The sequence below is a fragment of the Ureibacillus sp. GCM10028918 genome (assembly GCF_042666115.1).
GTDB lineage: Bacteria > Bacillota > Bacilli > Bacillales_A > Planococcaceae > Ureibacillus.
Genome location: NZ_JBHTFK010000018.1, coordinates 15,536 through 33,665, shown reverse-complemented (window position 1 = coordinate 33,665; position 18,130 = coordinate 15,536). Strand labels below are relative to the sequence as shown.

General features: G+C 36.8%; 13 protein-coding genes and 1 riboswitch. Of the genes, 9 read left to right on the top strand and 4 right to left on the bottom strand.

What is annotated here, in order from left to right; all coding sequences use genetic code 11:
- Window positions 1–70: 70 nt before the first annotated feature.
- Window positions 71–1,252, top strand: coding sequence for an endonuclease Q family protein (locus ACFQU5_RS15135; protein ID WP_390289461.1), 1,182 nt, complete (start codon window positions 71–73; stop codon window positions 1,250–1,252).
- Between the two features lie 241 nt (window positions 1,253–1,493).
- Here the strand turns inward: ACFQU5_RS15135 and ACFQU5_RS15130 are convergent, their stop codons facing one another.
- Window positions 1,494–2,267, bottom strand: coding sequence for an alpha/beta hydrolase (locus tag ACFQU5_RS15130; protein ID WP_390289458.1), 774 nt, complete (start codon window positions 2,265–2,267; stop codon window positions 1,494–1,496).
- A gap of 190 nt (window positions 2,268–2,457) precedes the next feature.
- Here ACFQU5_RS15130 and ACFQU5_RS15125 point away from each other — a divergent pair, with 190 nt between their 5' ends.
- The 8 genes from ACFQU5_RS15125 to ACFQU5_RS15090 all read left to right on the top strand — a co-directional run bounded on the left by ACFQU5_RS15125 (window position 2,458) and on the right by ACFQU5_RS15090 (window position 14,915).
- On the top strand, window positions 2,458–3,342 hold the full coding sequence (locus ACFQU5_RS15125) for a LysR family transcriptional regulator (RefSeq protein WP_390289455.1): 885 nt from the start codon (window positions 2,458–2,460) through the stop codon (window positions 3,340–3,342).
- Between the two features lie 248 nt (window positions 3,343–3,590).
- On the top strand, window positions 3,591–4,466 hold the full coding sequence (locus tag ACFQU5_RS15120; protein ID WP_390289453.1) for a tetratricopeptide repeat protein: 876 nt from the start codon (window positions 3,591–3,593) through the stop codon (window positions 4,464–4,466).
- Window positions 4,467–4,648: 182 nt separating this feature from the next.
- Window positions 4,649–6,046 carry a protoporphyrinogen oxidase gene (gene hemG, locus ACFQU5_RS15115; RefSeq protein ID WP_390289450.1) on the top strand — a complete coding sequence of 466 codons (1,398 nt, stop codon included), beginning with the start codon at window positions 4,649–4,651 and terminating at the stop codon, window positions 6,044–6,046.
- Between the two features lie 86 nt (window positions 6,047–6,132).
- A riboswitch (SAM riboswitch) is annotated at window positions 6,133–6,232 on the top strand.
- 213 nt (window positions 6,233–6,445) lie between these two features.
- Window positions 6,446–8,293: a bifunctional homocysteine S-methyltransferase/methylenetetrahydrofolate reductase gene (locus ACFQU5_RS15110; protein ID WP_390289447.1), complete on the top strand. Its 1,848-nt coding sequence runs from the start codon at window positions 6,446–6,448 to the stop codon at window positions 8,291–8,293.
- Window positions 8,286–11,717, top strand: a complete 3,432-nt coding sequence (metH, locus tag ACFQU5_RS15105) for a methionine synthase (RefSeq protein WP_390289444.1) — start codon at window positions 8,286–8,288, stop codon at window positions 11,715–11,717. Before ACFQU5_RS15110 ends, metH begins: the two co-directional genes overlap by 8 nt.
- Before the next feature lie 291 nt (window positions 11,718–12,008).
- Window positions 12,009–13,034: a Delta(5) desaturase DesA gene (desA, locus tag ACFQU5_RS15100; protein ID WP_390289479.1), complete on the top strand. Its 1,026-nt coding sequence runs from the start codon at window positions 12,009–12,011 to the stop codon at window positions 13,032–13,034.
- Window positions 13,035–13,177: 143 nt separating this feature from the next.
- Window positions 13,178–14,305, top strand: a complete 1,128-nt coding sequence (locus ACFQU5_RS15095; protein ID WP_390289441.1) for a sensor histidine kinase — start codon at window positions 13,178–13,180, stop codon at window positions 14,303–14,305.
- A 1-nt stretch (window position 14,306) separates the two neighbouring features.
- The gene (locus ACFQU5_RS15090) at window positions 14,307–14,915 is read left to right on the top strand and encodes a response regulator (RefSeq protein ID WP_390289438.1); all 609 of its coding nucleotides are present in this window, start codon (window positions 14,307–14,309) and stop codon (window positions 14,913–14,915) included.
- Window positions 14,916–15,050: 135 nt separating this feature from the next.
- Here the strand turns inward: ACFQU5_RS15090 and ACFQU5_RS15085 are convergent, their stop codons facing one another.
- The 3 genes from ACFQU5_RS15085 to ACFQU5_RS15075 form a co-directional block, all read right to left on the bottom strand.
- Window positions 15,051–16,028 (bottom strand): proline dehydrogenase family protein, encoded by a 978-nt coding sequence (locus ACFQU5_RS15085; protein ID WP_390289435.1) that lies wholly within the window; start codon window positions 16,026–16,028, stop codon window positions 15,051–15,053.
- An 87-nt stretch (window positions 16,029–16,115) separates the two neighbouring features.
- Window positions 16,116–16,874, bottom strand: a complete 759-nt coding sequence (locus ACFQU5_RS15080; protein ID WP_390289432.1) for an ABC transporter permease — start codon at window positions 16,872–16,874, stop codon at window positions 16,116–16,118.
- Window positions 16,871–17,605: an ABC transporter ATP-binding protein gene (locus tag ACFQU5_RS15075; RefSeq protein ID WP_390289429.1), complete on the bottom strand. Its 735-nt coding sequence runs from the start codon at window positions 17,603–17,605 to the stop codon at window positions 16,871–16,873. Before ACFQU5_RS15075 ends, ACFQU5_RS15080 begins: the two co-directional genes overlap by 4 nt.
- Window positions 17,606–18,130: the final 525 nt, after the last annotated feature.

The following is an 18,130-nucleotide window of genomic DNA, read 5'->3' as shown; positions in this document are numbered from 1 at the left end:
CAAGCTTGAAACAAAACACATCATTTGGGGTAATCTTCTTATTAAAAAGAATTGTAAGGAAGTGTTGATAATGTTAAAAGAAATTTACGCTGATTTACATATACATATTGGGCGTACTGAAAAGGGAAGAGCGGTTAAAATTACAGGAAGTAGAAATTTAACGTTAAAGAATATACTGGAAACGGCAACATCGAGGAAGGGTCTAGATTTAATCGGCATTATTGATTGTCATTCACCGGAAGTAATCGAGGAACTGGAGCAACTGATTCGAGATGGAAAAGCAAAAGAACTTTCAGGTGGTGGAGTCCGATACGAAAAGACAACGCTGATTCCGGGGTCAGAAATTGAAATCTACGATAAAAATTGTCATGGGCCAATTCATGTGCTGGCATACTTCAAGACGATTGAAAAGATGCGGGAATTTTCGATATGGATGAGTTCACATCAAAAAAATATTCACTTAAGCTCGCAGCGAATTTATTGTGATGGAAAGACATTACAGCAAAAGGTATATGAGTTGGGCGGGCTGTTCATACCTGCCCACGTATTTACTCCTTTTAAAAGCCTTTACGGTAAGGGGGTGAAGAAGAGTTTAAGTGAAGTATTTAATCCAAAGTTAATAGATGGAATTGAGCTAGGCTTAAGTTCTGACACATATATGGTAAAAGGGATGAGTGAACTGGCACCTTATTCCTTTGTGACGAATTCAGATGCCCATTCGCTTGGAAAGCTTGCTCGTGAATATCAAAAAATAAGAGTAGCAGATGCCAATTTTGAGGAATTAAAAAAGGCACTCCATCAAAAGGAAGGTAGAGCAATTGTTGCAAATTATGGATTGAATCCGCTACTTGGAAAATACCATGAAACGGTGTGTGCTGATTGTGGTGAACAAATAGCGGAAGAAGGACATACTCGGTGTCCATATTGCGGAAAAGAACACTTGATCAAAGGCGTGGCTAAAAGAATTGCAGAATTGTCAGATTCACCTTTACAAGAAGTGGAAAGACCACCCTATATCCACCAAGTACCCCTGGATTTTATCCCTGGAATTGGACCGAAGACAATAACTAAATTATTAGATGTGTTTGGTACTGAAATGAATATTCTGCACGAAGCATCGTTTGAAGAACTAATGGAAGTAATTCCTGTAAAATTAGCCAACAGCATTCATTTAGCGCGAACAGGAAAATTGGGCATAACAGTTGGTGGGGGAGGCGTATATGGGAAAATTGACGTGAAGAATTCCATGTAACTAGCGGCAAAAGAGTCTTATGTAAACGATTGTTGATAAGGAAAGTATCCCAATTATATAGAAATAAAAAAACAAGCCACATTGTTTAAGACGGGGAATCTTAAACGTAGCTTGTTTTAAAGGGATGTATGTCACTTGGACATATAATTTATAGCAAATTGGGGAATTTGCGGTTTTGGGTTACCACAAAAATTTGCTAGGGGATACATTAATAATATAACCATGTTTCTCAAATTTTATATCAAGAGATTTGAGAAATTTTCATTTTCTCTTCATTCCATTCAAGTCCTTCAAAGAAACGATAGATTTCTTCAAAAACAAGCTCTTTTTCTTGGTCAAGCGTTAGAATATGACCAGAGTTGATAAAGCTTTTAACGGACTTAATGCGAGATTTTACGGAATTATATATTAAATCTGCACTTTCGCAGTAATAATCATCATCACGTAGCCCACGTAAAATGTGAACTGGTGTTTGAATGGTTTGTAGCTTTTCGCTAGTTTCATTAATCATGCCTTGTAAATATTCTAAAGCAGGCATGCGGTATTTTTCAGCGATTTCTTGAGGCTGATCGGATTGTTCGTCAAATGTGCCAGCTAATTTTTTATATTTAATGGTATAGTCAATAATTCTTTCCTGTAAACTGTCTACACTTTTGGCTATTGCAGGAGCGGACATTGCAACAATTGCTTTTGTAGGACGTTCTTCTCCAAGTTTCAAAGAGAAAATACCACCAAGTGAGACACCTGCAACAGCAATTTCATCATAACCTCTATTTTTTAGTTCATCGTAACCTTCTAGTACGCTGTTCCACCATTCAATTGGATTCGTTTGAATAAGTGTCACAGGGTCACCACCATGACCTTTGTATAATGGTGCATGTACTGTATAGTTGCGTTCAGCTAAATATCTGCCTAAACGCTTTACGTCGTTCGTATTTCCAGTAAAACCATGAAGTAAAAGAACGGCGCGGTTACCTTTTTCAATCATAAATGGTTTTGGAGGAATGATTTTCATTTTTTTGACTCCTTTAATTAATTAGTTGTGACAAACATTCGAACTTTTTATATAAAGTATTGTTTTTATTTATTAATTTTGATATGAAAACTTTATGTCTAAGCTTATTATAGTGTTAACAATACATAAGTACAATTTATTGTTTTTATCATAATCATTCCAAATAGTTATTAATAGAGAGAGGTATAAAATGGAGATCCAGCAGCTTGAGTATTTTAAAATCGTTGCAGAAATGCAGCATATGACACATGCAGCAGAACAGTTAAATATTTCACAGCCAGCTCTAAGTAAGTCAATTTCAAATATCGAACAAGAAATTGGTGTTCCTTTATTTGATCGACAAGGACGCTCAATTAGTTTAAACCGTTATGGCAAACTCTTTTTAACAAGCGTTGATGCAATTTTGCGTGAATTTGAGAAGGCGAAGGTGGAAATCAGTAGTCTCGTCATGCCCGGATATGGCGATGTAGCTTTTGGATTTATTCATACTTTGGGGATGGAAGTAGTCCCCGAATTGATGGCGCATATTCCAGAGAAATATCCAAATATGAAGTTTACATTAACTCAAGCTGCTTCTTATAATCTCTTGAAATGGCTTGAGGAAGGACAGGTTGATTTATGTTTATCCCAACGTATTGAGTCTAAATCAATTGATATCAAGTGGATTGATTTATGGAGTGAGGAATTATTTGTAATTGTTCCAAAAAACCATCGATTTGCAAATCGGGAAACAATTAAACTTGAGGAAATAAAGGATGAACCCTTTATCTCAATAAAACGCGGAAATGCATTGCGTCAAATTGTAGATAAATTGATTAAGGAAGCGGGGATTACAACAAATATGACATTTGCTGGTGAAGAAATGCATACTGTTGCTGGATTCGTTGGGGCTGGTTTAGGTGTTTCCCTCATTCCGAATATTAAGGGGTTAAATGAATATAACGTTTGCAAAATTCGGGTGAGTGAGCCAATATGCGAACGGAAGATTGGGGTTTCGTGGGCTGGTGGCCGTTATTTATCGCCTGCTGCCGTTCAGTTTAAGGATTATTTAGTAGAGTATTTTAAAGAAAAATGATACAAACTGTTAAAAAACGCTTTCACGCAGCAACGGTTGCCCCGTTCGTCTCCTCATGATCGTCATGTTCTATTCGGGTCAACACTTTTGCTGCCCACTTTGTCTAGAAAGCGTTTTCAAGAAAGTCTGGGTGTACTTTTCTAAAAAGTGTAACAAAGTCGAAAAGAGAGCTTTTCTACACGATGGAGTATATAAAGGAAAATGATCATTATAATCTTAGAAAATCTTTGTAAAAGGTGAAGAGTCCAATGCTTGATGACCGTGAAATGTTTGAAAGATTACTGCGTGACCATATCGAACTGTTTGATTCTGAAGAAGTTGAAGAAGCGCTGAATCTATTAAATCTTGCTTTAGAAGGTAATGGCATTGCCATGCTTGAAATTGCCTACATTTATAGGATGATGGATAAATATAGTGAATCAGTGCATTGGTTGAAGGAAGCTTCTCTTTTAGAGAATGTAGATGCCATGTACGAATTAGGCAATTGTTATTTTGAAGGACTAGGTATAGAAGAAAACTATGATAAAGCCCTTTTGTATTATAAAAAGGCGGCCGAAAAGGGACATGCTGATAGTGCCAATAATTTAGCAGATATGTACTTAAATGGTGAAGGTGTAGAGGTTAATGCAAAAGAGGCTTTATATTGGTTTGAGATTGCGGCTTCACAAAATGTAGTGGAAGCAATGTTTACTCTAGGCATCATGTATGAACAAGGTATTGGCATGAATCCGGATGTAGAGAGAGCCTTCCACTATTATTTACAGTCTGCAAAAGGCGGTTATGAAGAAGCACAATATCGGATAGGTACGGTTTTTTTAGATGGTCTGCTTGGACAGGAGAAGATTATCCATCATGCATTAGAATGGTTCGAAAAAGCAGCTGAATCTCATCATATGGATTCTCTCTATAATTTAGGTTTTTTATATGAGAATGGTTTAGGTGTCCCTCGAAATGGGAAAAAAGCACTCTACTATTACAAAAGAGCAGCATTACTCGGTGATTATCAAGCGAAACTAAACATTGCAAGTATCTATGAGCTAGGAATCGACGTTCCAAAAAATCGAAAAGAAGCAGCTAAGTGGCGTAATGCAGCAATGCATCAGATGCAATTCGGGGAGGAATAGATTACTACTCAATTAGTAAATTTCTACTCATAAGAAGTAAGGATATAGAATTCTTGATTAGTATGTAATTATGCGGTTGAGCATTATTCTTGTGCGATTTTTGTAAAACAACTCACAGGTACTTTTATAAAAAAACGTTTATACTAGAGATGCAGATAGAATGAACGGTTAGGAGTGTCTTTATGAAAACAGTTGTTGTTGTAGGTGGAGGAATAACAGGTCTTTGCACACTACATTATTTAAAACGTCAAGCACCGAGTGGTGAGCCGATTCGCTACATACTAGCAGAGAAGAATTCTTATATGGGTGGAAAAATGCATACTGTGCGTGAATCCGGCTTTATTATGGAAACGGGTGCCGATTCTATTGTTGCTCGTCACCCAAATGTCCTTGAACTTATAAAAGAGCTCGATTTTGAATCGGAATTAGTATATAACGAAACGGGTATATCGTATATTCATACAAATAATGAATTACATGCGATTCCAGCAGGTTCTACATTTGGTATACCAATGAGCTTGGAATCCTTGCAGGCAAGTACTTTAGTTTCTGAAGAAGGAAAACAGCGTGTTTTACAGGATGCTGAAATCCCTAATGATCGTTTTACAAAGGATAGTTCAATAGGGGACTTTCTAGAGTACTTCTTAGGAAAAGAAATAGTCGAGAAGCAAATTGCCCCGGTCCTTGCAGGGGTGTACTCCGGCGACTTATATCAGTTATCTCTTGCATCCACATTACCTTATTTGGTTGATTATAAGGACAAGTATGGCAGCATCATGAAGGGTTTTGAAGCAAATAGAGAGCAGTTTGATAAGGCAGCCAATAAAAAATTTATTTCATTTCGAAATGGACTTTCAGCTCTAATCAATCGCCTGGAGGAACTTCTTCCTGAAGTGGAATTCTATAAAAACATTGAAACAACAAGTGTGAAGAAAAATGGTGCGTTATATAATGTGAAGTTTTCCAATGGGGAAATGGTACAAGCAGATGTGGTTGTACTAGCAGTGCCGAATAACGTTGTTAAAAGTATATTAAATGATGAAGAACTTGATCGGGACTTAGGTAAGTTTACGAATGCTTCAGCTCTAACAATGTATTTGGGCTTTAGTCTACCGGATTCGATTTTACCTGCCGATGGGACGGGTTTTATCGTGTCTCATAATAGTGGTTTAGTTTGTAATGCATCAACATGGACTAGCAGGAAATGGAAGCACACTTCTTCGGATGGCAATTTGCTCGTTAGATTATTCTATAAAAACACGAATCCTCGATACGAAGAATTAGCTGCAATGACAACGGAAGAGTTAACGAAAGTTGCATTAGAAGATGTGAAGCTAAGCCTTAATATCCAAGATGAACCGATAGTGGTGAATGTAGCGAGATGGATCAATATGATGCCAAAGTATGATTTAGCTCATAAGGAAGCGTTGGACTCCTTATTAGTCGACTTAAATTCAAAATATCCAAATCTCTATATTGCAGGGAGCTCCTATTTTGGTGTAGGAATTGGGGCTTGTATTGAAAATGGAAAAAACACAGCCGATAAAATACTGAAAAGTCTAGCAGCAATCCAAAAGTAGAGTAATATCTCAAAAGTCTGAAAACTTATTGACGAAATCGCATTTTAAAGATATGATACGTTTTAACATATTAAAACTAAATAGAACTCTTATCAAGAGAAGTGGAGGGACTGGCCCGATGAAGCTTCAGCAACCAACAAAAATTGTAAGGTGCTAAATCCAGCGGCATAAGCCGAAAGATGAGGAGGATAGCAAAAACAAAAGCCTTCTTTTCATAAGAAGGCTTTTATTTTTTTATGGAAATAAGAAGGTTTATACGGATGATGTTGCTATGAGATAAATTGAGAAGTTCTAAAAGTATTAATTTTTCATGTGATATTCATTAAATAAGGTACGTGAAAAACTATTACACCGCATTAAATAAACGGAATATTTAGAATGAAAAAGGGGATGGGATGTATGGGGCTACTTGAAGTGTTAAAAACAAAAGTATTAACAGCCGATGGAGCAATGGGGACTCTACTATATTCATATGGTCTAGATAATTGCCATGAAGAAATGAATATTATAAAACCTGATTTAATTGAACAAATCCATCTTGAATATATAACTGCTGGAGCTGATGTGATTCAAACTAATACATACGGTGCAAATGCTATTAAACTCGCACGCTATGGTCTGCAAGCTAGAGTAAAGGAAATTAATGAAGCAGCAGTTTCCATCGCAAAAAAGGCAGTGGGGAACGGCAATCAGTTTATTTTGGGGTCAATCGGGGCAATACGTGGTGTGCGTAAAAGTGATGTGACACTTGATGAGATACTAGCGGCTATTAAAGAGCAAACAAGAGCTTTAATTGACGGGAAGGTAGATGGACTTTTACTTGAAACTTATTATAATCTTGAGGAGTTAACCGAAACGATTAAAATGCTGCGCACAGTAACTTCATTACCCATCATTGCACAAGTATCCATGCCTGAACCTGGCGTACTGATAAATGGGATGAACTTAAATGAAGCCCTTAAAGATCTTCAAGATTTGGGGGCTGATATCGTTGGGGTTAACTGTCGATTAGGTCCTCATCATACACTTCAAGCATTTGAAGGAGTTGAATTACCGGAAAAGGCATTTTTATCTGCTTACCCAAATGCGTCTTTATTAGATATCGAAGAGGGGCGAGTGATTTATGAATCAGAAGTTGATTACTTTGCAAGAGCGGCTGTGCAGCTACGAAACCAAGGTGTTCGACTGATTGGTGGATGCTGTGGCACAACGCCAAAGCATATTGAAGCAGCGAAAAAAAAACTAAGGCATTTAAAGCCAATTGAAGTGAAGATTGCGAAAGTGCAAAAGGAAATCTTCATTCGAGAGGCAGAACCTAGTAATTTAGAACCGCTTCACGAAAAGGTAAAACGTGAACGTTCTGTCATTGTTGAATTGGATACACCAAGACATTTAGAGATTGAAGCCTTCGTGGAAGGGGCCAAGACACTCTATAGCGAAGGTGCGGATATTATAATGATGGCGGATAATTCATTGGCATCTCCTCGTATTAGTAATGTTGCGATGGGCTCTATTTTGAAGCTGCAGCATGGTATCCGAACAATGCCTCATATTACTTGCCGTGATCGTAATTTAATTGGATTACAGTCGCACATAATGGGGTTAAATGCACTGGGTTTACATGATATTTTAACTGTAACAGGAGACCCAACAAAAGTAGGTGATTTTCCAGGGGCAACTAGCGTTTATGATGTGTCGTCCATGGAGTTAATTTCATTAATTAAAAAATTAAATGAAGGAATCTCTTTCTCAGGTAAACCTTTACGTAAAAAGGCAAACTTTTCTGTAGCTGCAGCCTTTAATCCAAATGTTCGAGTACTTGATCGAGCGGTGGCGCGTCTAGAAAAGAAAATAGAACACGGTGCAGATTATTTTATCTCTCAACCAGTTTATACAAAAGAAAAGATAGAAGAAATCTATGAGGCAACAAAGCACCTTTCAACACCGATTTATATAGGAATTATGCCTTTAACTAGTTTCCGCAGTGCAGAATTTTTACATCATGAAGTGCCAGGTATAAAGCTTTCTGAAGAAGTGCTGGAAAGAATGAAGGCTTGTGAAGGGGATAAAGAAAAAGAGACAGTTGAAGGAATTGCCATTGCAAAAGAACTACTAGATGCTGCTGTCAAATACTTTAACGGTATTTATTTAATCACACCGTTTATAAGATACGATATGACAATCCAACTAATGCAATATATCAAACAACTTGATGAGCAAAACAAAGGGGTAAGAGTGAATGTATAACCCGATGATAGAAGAACAATTACAAAAAAGAATATTAATTATCGATGGTGCAATGGGAACAATGCTACAAGAAGAAAACCTAACGGCTGATGATTTTGGTGGAGAAGAATTAGACGGATGTAATGAAAATTTAGTTTTAACACGTCCAGATGTTCTATCTAAGATTCATCGTGCTTATTTAGGAGCTGGTGCAGATATTATTTGTACCAATACATTTGGAGCAACGCCATTAGTATTGAACGAGTATGGACTGGGTTCAAAGGCAGAGGAAATTAATAAGCGTGCTGTAGAACTGGCTTTATCTGCAGTGCAAGATTACTCAACAGATGAGTGGCCGCGTTTTGTTGCAGGTGCGATTGGACCGACGACAAAAACTTTATCAGTAACTGGCGGTATTTCTTTTGATGAGTTATCTGAAAACTTCTATGTGCAGGCAAAAGCATTAATTGAAGCAGGGGCACATCTTCTTTTACTTGAAACCAGTCAAGATATGTTGAATGTAAAAGCTGCGTCTCTAGCTGTGAACCGTGCATTCCAAGAAACAGGAAAACAACTCCCAATCATGATTTCGGCCACGATTGAGCCAATGGGAACAACGTTAGCTGGTCAAACGATTGATGCGTTCTATATTTCAATTGAACATATTAAACCGTTATCAATTGGTCTGAACTGTGCAACTGGGCCAGAATTTATGACAGATCATATTCGTTCTTTATCTGAATTATCTACAAGCTACATAAGTTGTTATCCAAATGCTGGTCTTCCTGATGAAGAAGGACATTACCATGAAACGCCTGATTCCTTGTCCATTAAATTGCGTGGTTTTGCAGAAAAAGGCTGGTTAAACATTGTTGGGGGTTGCTGTGGTACAACACCGTCCCATATAAAAGCGATCCGTGAGGCAGTGGAAGGCTATGAACCAAGACCGATTCCAACTAACACACATGGGCATGTCGTGTCTGGAATTGAATCGTTACAATATGATGATACGATGCGTCCATTATTTATAGGAGAACGTACGAATGTTATAGGTTCTCGTAAGTTTAAGCAGCTAATCATTGACGGTAAATTTGAAGAAGCAGCAGAAATTGCAAGGGCTCAAGTGAAAAATGGGGCACATGTAATTGATATTTGTTTAGCAAATCCTGATCGTGACGAATTGGACGATATAACGAACTTTATGCAAGAGGTTGTTAAGAAGGTAAAGGTGCCTCTGGTCATCGATTCAACCGATGAGAAGGTAATTGAAGAAGCGCTAAAATATTCGCAAGGTAAAGCCATAATTAATTCCATTAACTTAGAAGATGGAGAAGAGCGATTCGATGCAGTGATGCCAATTGTAAAAAAATATGGGGCATCTGTTGTTGTCGGTACAATTGATGAAAAAGGGATGGCAGTTGACCGCACCAGAAAGTTGGAGGTTGCAATTAGGTCCTATCAATTGTTAACAGAGAAATGGGGGCTTGCTCCGGAAGACATTATTTTCGATCCCCTTGTCTTCCCAGTAGGTACAGGTGATGAACAATACATTGGCGCAGCAGAGGAAACAATTGAAGGGATTCGATTGATTAAAGAAAAATACCCAAATACACTAACGGTATTAGGGGTAAGCAATGTTTCGTTTGGCTTGCCACCAGTTGGGCGCGAAGTGTTAAATGCGGTGTATTTATATTATTGCACACAAGCTGGATTAGACTATGCAATTGTAAATACAGAGAAGCTAGAGCGATTTGCATCCATTCCTGAAGAAGAAATTAAATTGGCTAATGATTTAATATTTAATACGAATGATGAAACGTTAGCTGTGTTTACAGATTTCTATCGGGATAAGAAAAAAGAAAAATCTGTCGCGAATATTCCAGATACAGTAGAAGAAAGACTTGCTTATTATATTATTGAAGGTACTAAAGAGGGTTTAATCCCTGATTTAGAGGAAGCAAGAAAAATCTTTGAAACACCTTTAGATATTATAAACGGACCGTTAATGGCAGGGATGGCTGAGGTAGGACGCTTGTTTAACGATAATCAATTAATCGTTGCTGAAGTGTTGCAGAGTGCCGGTGTCATGAAAGCGGCCGTTGCTCATCTTGAGCAATACATGGAAAAGGATGAGGATAGTTCAGGAAAAGGTAAAGTGGTTCTAGCCACCGTTAAAGGGGATGTTCACGATATTGGGAAAAATCTTGTGGACATTATTTTAAGTAATAACGGATTTAAAGTAGTAGACCTGGGGATTAAAGTAACGCCTGCCGAGCTAATCGAAGCTATTCGAAAGGAACAACCCGATTTTGTTGGACTCTCAGGTTTACTGGTTAAATCGGCACAACAAATGGTAATAACAGCTCAGGATTTCAAGGGAGTAGGTATAGATGTACCGATTCTAGTTGGTGGAGCGGCATTATCTAAACGTTTTACAGAAACGAAAATCGCAGCTCAATATGATGGTCCTGTTATCTATTCAAAGGATGCGATGCAAGGACTTGATCATGCAAATCGTCTAATGAATCCAACTGAACGCGATGTACTCATTCAGGAGCTACGCGATTCGCAGGAAAAAAGGCTTTTGGCAGATGAAAAACGTGCAGCACGGCCACCAAAACCTGTTGATCAGAAGCCAGTCAGAACAGTAAATGATGCTCAAGTTTTTGTTCCGATAGATCTAGTACAACATATTAAACGAAATTATTCAGTTGCCCATTTACATCCTTATGTAAATATGAGAACCCTCATAGGTCACCATTTAGGGCTAAAAGGAAGTGTGGAAAAACTTCTAGCTGAGAAGGATAAAAGAGCTACGGAATTACATGAATTAGTAAATGACTATTTGAAATCTGATTTATTGTCACCCTCTGGAATGTATCAATTCTTCCCTGCACAAGCAGACGGGGATGATGTGGTAATTTATAGCCCGGAGGATTCTAAACGGGAGATTGAGAGATTCCATTTCCCGAGGCAGAAAGAGGCACCGTTTTTGTGTTTAGCCGATTTCTTAAAAACAGTAGATAGTGGTGAAATGGATTATGTTGCGCTAATGGTTGTAACAGCTGGTCATGGTGTGAAAAATGTTGCCGATCAATTGAAAATTGACGGTAAGTTCTTAGAAAGTCATGCATTATTAGCAACTGCCTTAGAGCTTGCAGAAGGCTTTGCGGAAAGGCTTCATCAGGAGATTCGCGATGTGTGGGGCTTCCCAGATGCAACAGACTTTACTATGAGAGAACGTTTTGCTGCAAAATATCAAGGTCAACGATTCTCATTCGGTTACCCGGCTTGTCCAAACTTAGAGGATCAAGAAAAATTATTTAAACTCCTTAAGCCGGAACAAATCGGTGTCCAACTAACAGAAGGCTTTATGATGGAGCCGGAAGCAAGTGTATCGGCTATTGTATTCGCCCATCCGGATGCACGTTACTTTAATGTGTAAGTGTAACTAGTTGAATAAAAAAGTGGGGAAAAACGAAATGTTTTTCTCCATTTTTTGTTTGGGTTGAGAATCGGACAAAACGAAGAAGGAAGAAAATTAAAATGTATCAAAACTTGTTCTTCTCTAATATAGATACTTAAATCTGCTTATAATAACATTATTAACATCTAGCACCTGGTCATATGACATTTGTAATAAAAAATATATGATGTTTGCTCCTACTAGCATAAGTGGTCATTTTTTATAATGAAATTAGTAACAAAACGAAGAAAGAGGGTATGGAAATTGGCTATGACTGATGCTGAAAAGACAAAACAGTTACGTAAAGACGTAGCACCATTTGCAAAATCACAATTAAAAGTTAGTATATTACAAATAATAAATACAATTGTTCCGCTGCTTGCTATTTGGGGTGCAGGTTACTATTTACTACAGTTTTCTGCATGGTTTACAGTAGCTTGTAGTATTCTTGCTTCGGGATTTGTAGTACGGACATTTATTATATTCCATGATTGTACACATGGCTCGTTTTTTAAAAGTAAGACGGCTAATGCGGTTATCGGAAATATTACAGGAATTTTAACATCATTCCCTTATGAGAAATGGAAAAGAGAGCATATGATTCACCACGCATCTAGCTCCAATTTAGATAAGCGTGGTATTGGTGACATAGAAATGTTAACGGTCGATGAATACTTGCAAAAATCTAAATTAGGACGATTCGGATATCGTTTATATCGTAATCCAATTGTGATGTTTGGGTTAGGTCCCTTATTTTTGGTGTTGGTTGCGAACCGAATTAACCGTAAAGATGCCAAGAAAAAAGAGCGCATGAACACGTATTTTACTAATGCAGCATTGCTAATTATCTGTATCACTTTAATAGTAGTAACTGGATGGCAAACGTTCTTGCTTGTACACGGTATAACAATGTTTTTAGCCGGTGGATTAGGAATTTGGTTATTTTACATTCAACATACGTACGAAGATTCGTATTTTGAATATGAAACTGACTGGGATTACGTAAAAGCAGCTGTTGAAGGAAGTTCTTATTATAAGTTGCCGAAACTCCTTCAGTGGGTGACGGGTAATATTGGTTTCCACCATGTTCATCATTTAGCGCCGCGTGTGCCAAATTATAACTTGGAGGCAGCCCATGAATCCATTCCGCCTTTACAAAAAGCGACAACGATTACATTAAAAACAAGTGTAGAGTCAATTCGATATAAGCTTTATGATCCAAAAAACAAAAAGTTTATTTCTTTTAAAGAGGTTGAACGATCTTTACGAATCAAAAACAATTCCATTCAAGCTTAAGGGATTTTTGAGAAGTACATGGGGTGTTTTAATAAAATCACGGTGTTGCCTTTAGGGGTACACCGTGATTTTGTTATAATAGTACCTAACATAGTTATACAACAAAGATGGAAACGAAAAATATAAGAAATGTGAGGAATGTCATGCAAAGCTGGTATACAATCTTACCGAAAAATCCGTGGATCAGTATTTATGTCTGGGTTATTTTTTGTATAATGCCATTCTATTTTATTATCCGGTCCCTATCTATAATCGAAATTTCTATAGGTGTTGTATTAATCTTACTTTTTTTCTTATCTCATTATTTTTCCTTTAATTCAAAAAGTGCTTTGTTGTACATGTGGATTAGTTTTGAAATGGTGTTGAATATAGCTATGACATTGATGTATGGATACGTCTATTTATCGCTATTTACCGCATTCTTTATTGGGAATTTTAGAAATAATGTAGGATTTTTTATCATGTATGGCTTACATATCGGCTTTACGATTCTATCGATCGTCGGGGGATATTTTATCGACTTAGATTTATTTCTATCGCAAACACCGTTTATCATTATTACAGTTGTTGGGGTAGTATTATTGCCATTTACATTATATAGTAAAAATAGAAGAGAAAAGTTGCAGGGGCAGCTTGAAACAGCTAATGAACGAATTGCTGAATTGATCATTCATGAGGAACGGCAAAGAATTGCGAGAGATTTGCATGATACCTTAGGACAGAAGCTCTCGATGATTGGTTTGAAAAGTGATTTAGCAAGTAGGCTGGTCACAAAAAATCCAGAAGCAGCCATACAGGAAATAAAAGAGATTCGTCATACAGCAAGCTTTGCATTGAAGGAAGTACGGGAACTAGTATCCGATATGCGTGCTGTAAAACTTCAAGAGGAGTTAGCTAGAGTCAAACAAATTCTGGCAGCTGCTGAAATTGACTATGAAATAGAAGGAAGCAGTGAGGAATTACAACTGCCGGTTTTAGTGGAAAGTGTTTTAAGTATGAGTTTAAAAGAAGCTATTACCAATGTAGTGAAGCATAGTGAAGCTAAAAAATGTGCCATAATAATAGAAAAAAATGATAATGAAGTAATCCTGACTGTTAATGATAATGGGAAAGGGTTTAACGAAAAGTTAAATATTGCTGGGAACGGATTAAAAGGCATGAGAGAACGGCTAGAATTTATTAACGGCTCTGTTCAAATTGGAAATAAAAATGGCACAAAGCTTTTAATCAGTATTCCACTAGCCATTACACATCAGAAAGGAAGTGAGTGATATGATTCGAATCGTAATTGCAGAAGATCAAGGGATGTTACTTGGTGCGATGAAATCACTGCTTAATATGGAAGATGATATGGAAGTAGTCGGCATTGCAAAAAACGGCGATGAAGCAGTCGGATTAGTCAGTGAATTAAAGCCGGATATTTGTATTATGGATATAGAAATGCCAGTTAAAACAGGACTTGATGCAGCGGAATTGTTGTCAGAAAATACCGATTGCAAAATTATTATCTTAACGACTTTTGCTAGACCGGGTTATTTTGAAAGAGCAAGAAAAGCAGGTGTACGCGGATACCTATTAAAAGATAGCCCAATTGAAGAATTAGTTCATTCCATTCGAGTGATAATGGATGGACGACGTATTTATGCACCGGAGCTTGTTGACTTTGTTTATGAGGATGATAGTGAAAATCCGTTAACAGAGAGGGAAAGTCAAGTTTTAGAGTTAGTGGCAGAAGGAAAAACAACAAAAGAAATCGCAGCAGAACTTTTCTTGTCTGCCGGGACTGTACGAAATTATATATCCACAATATTAGATAAACTAGGTGTAGGCAATCGAATTGAGGCCATATCCAGATTTAAAGAAAAAGGTTGGAATAAATGAAAGGCATTTTGGCCTTCATAACCTAATGAAGCCCTAACCCGAAATTTTCAATAGACATTGTCTTTAATAGATCTAGATCATCGTGAATACGCGGTAAATATAACAAAAGAGGTTGCCGAGGCAACCTATTTTTATTTATTTCGATTTTTTAGTTAGACGACCTAAAACAAATGCTGCAGCTGCAACACCTAGAACAGTGTTGGTTTTCTTAGTAAAAACTTGCTTAGTTACTAGGTTAATGTTTTGGGGGCGTTCTGCTAAACGGCGCATAAAGTAACCGTACCAGTCATCCCCAAATGGTACATACGTACAGAAATTATAGCCTTCTTTAGCTAACTCTAATTGCATTTCTTTACGGAAACCGTAAAGCATTTGGAATTCAAATTTCTCGTTAGGAATATTGTGATCTTTTACAAATTGTTTTACATGGTTAATGACATTATGGTCATGTGTCGCGATTGATGTGAATTTTCCATTTAATAAATGATATTCAATCAACTCGATAAAGTTTAGATCGATATCGTTTTTATCTTGGTAAGCAACTTCTGCAGGTTCTTTGTAAGCACCTTTTACAATACGCAAACGATAGTTTTTATACTTCTCAGTATTTTCCTGAGCGTTGAAGAAATATGCTTGAATAACTGTACCAACATTATCGTACACTTGTGAAATTTTATCTAACAAGTCAAAGGACGGCTGAAGACGATCGTAATTCTCCATATCAAAGTTGACATGGATTTTGTATTCATGCGCTTTTCCTACGATTTCCATCAAGTTATCGTAACAAAAATCGAAGTCAATATCTAAACCGAGTTGAGATGGCTTAAGAGAGATATGAGCATCTACATCGTTTTCATGGATAGCTTCAATTACAGCAAGGATTCGGTCCTTTGCTTTTGTTGCTTCTGATTTTTCGTAAACGAATTCACCCAGATTATCAACAGTACAAGAAATACCTTGAGCATTCAATTCTTTCATGCTTTGAATTACTTCTGGGATATTAGTACCTGCTACTACAGTTTGTGCACCCATTTTTAAACCATATTTTTGAGCAGCACTATTTAAGAATTGGTTCTCAGATAAAGTAATGAAAAAATCACGTAATACTGGCATAATTGGTACCTCATTTCTATTTTTGCAATTATTATAACATACAAAAAAATAATAATATTAAATTGGGAAAAGTACAAATTTTCTAATTTAAGAAGTGGAGTTTTTTATTAATTGCATACGCTCACTGAATAATGTCGGGTAACTAAAAAATCCGACTAATATACTCGATAAAGCGGCTGTAGTCAGTAAAGCAAAAACGATAAGCAATTGGAATTGTACGGCTTGTACGGGGTCTGCTCCCCCGATAATCTGTCCACTCATCATTCCGGGTAATTGAACTAGTCCGATTGTTTTTTGACTCTCTATTGTAGGAATCAAACTGGCTCGAATGGCGTTTATAAGCTGACGATGAACTGCTTGTTTAGGAGTTCCTCCCAAGGACAAAATAAGTTCGATCTGATTACGGCTTGATTCAATTTCAGCGGTAAAGCGATTTAAAAAAAGAATGGATAATACCATTGAATTTCCGATTAACATGCCGCTTATTGGAATGATGTATTGTGCCGTAGCTGGTACAATTTCAAAACCTAAAAGGATTCCTTGTGTAACAGCCTCGATAATAATAAGAGTGATCGCAATCTTCCATGTAATCCCCTTTATAGCTTTCCCTTTTTTCCGAGCATTTAACGTAGCTGTTAAAATCATTAAAGATATCATCAAAACCATAAAAACAAAGCTTTGTGCATCAAAAATAAACTTTAATACATAACCGACTGCCAGTAATTGAATAATAGAACGTAAAGTGGCATTAATCGTATCCCTTTCAAGACCAAGCTTTAAGGATTTTGAAAGAACCAGTGGAATTAGGACAAAAAATAATGTCAGAGAGAGGTTGGTATATGTCATTTGGTGTGTACTCCATTAACGAACTGTTGAACCTGTTCGTTCCTTGAAGTACTTAAAATATTGCTCTCCCCAATTTCCAATAACCGACCATCCATCATAATCCAAGTAATGTCACCTATTCTTTTTGCTTGTTCGATATTGTGCGTAATCCAAACAATTGTTACCCGTGAATTTTGGTTTATTTTTAAAATAAGTTGTTCTATTTCATTTACAGAAGCAGGGTCGAGTGCAGACGTAATTTCGTCTAAAAGAAGTACTTTAGGTTTATTTACAAGAGAGCGTGCAATTGAAACTTTTTGCTTTTGACCACCTGATAAATCGTCTGCCTGGCGATATAAAAAAGTATGCTCAAGTCCTACTATTTCTAAAAATAAAATTGCTTCTTTTTCGGTTAATTTTTTCTGCTGCAGGGTAAAAGGAAGTGCAATATTTTCATATACTGTGCCGGGAATAATCGGTGCACTCTGTAGAACGATTCCGATGTTTTTTCGGAGAATAGTCGGTTCAATTGAATCGATTGGAATGGATTCAATAATGATTTCTCCAGAAGTTGGAGAAATTAAAGCGTTACACAATTTTAATAATGTGGATTTTCCAGCCCCGGATGGACCGACAAGGGTAGTGATTTTCTCTTTATAAAATGAACCGGTAATATTATTTAAAATAGACATCTGGTCCACTTCATAACAAATATTTTCAAATCTGATTGCAGAAGTATAAGTTTGTTTCATATCATATTTTTCTCCTATTTGTAAAACTTAGCAATATTATAACTCTTGTTATAAGTTAATTTAAATAGGTTGATTAGTTCAGACAAAAAAAGCTAACTCGTAAGATTTGGGGGCACGAGTTAGCTAAAAGGTATTGATAACTAGCTTGCTAAGGGAACAAGTCTAGTAATCGATAGAAATCCCTTGAAGCGCAATTGTTAAGAATATCCTTGAATTGTAATAAGGATGTTATTCATCATTCAATACTGCTTCGCGTTACTATATCTAACATAATAATGCTTATTGATTAATAAATCAATAGTTTTTTGTAATTTGTGTTAGGAATTATCACGCGACACATTGTCTGGGTACATAATTAGATGTTTTTTTTGAGTGGAGATATTATATATTATCAATTATAAACTAGCTCTTTTTAGATTCTCAGTAAACTGTGTGATGAAATGTAACATAATCTAATGTGAAATGAGAAAAAGGAATTATAACATGTTTGTTGAATAGGAAACTCATGGAAAGCAACGAAAATGC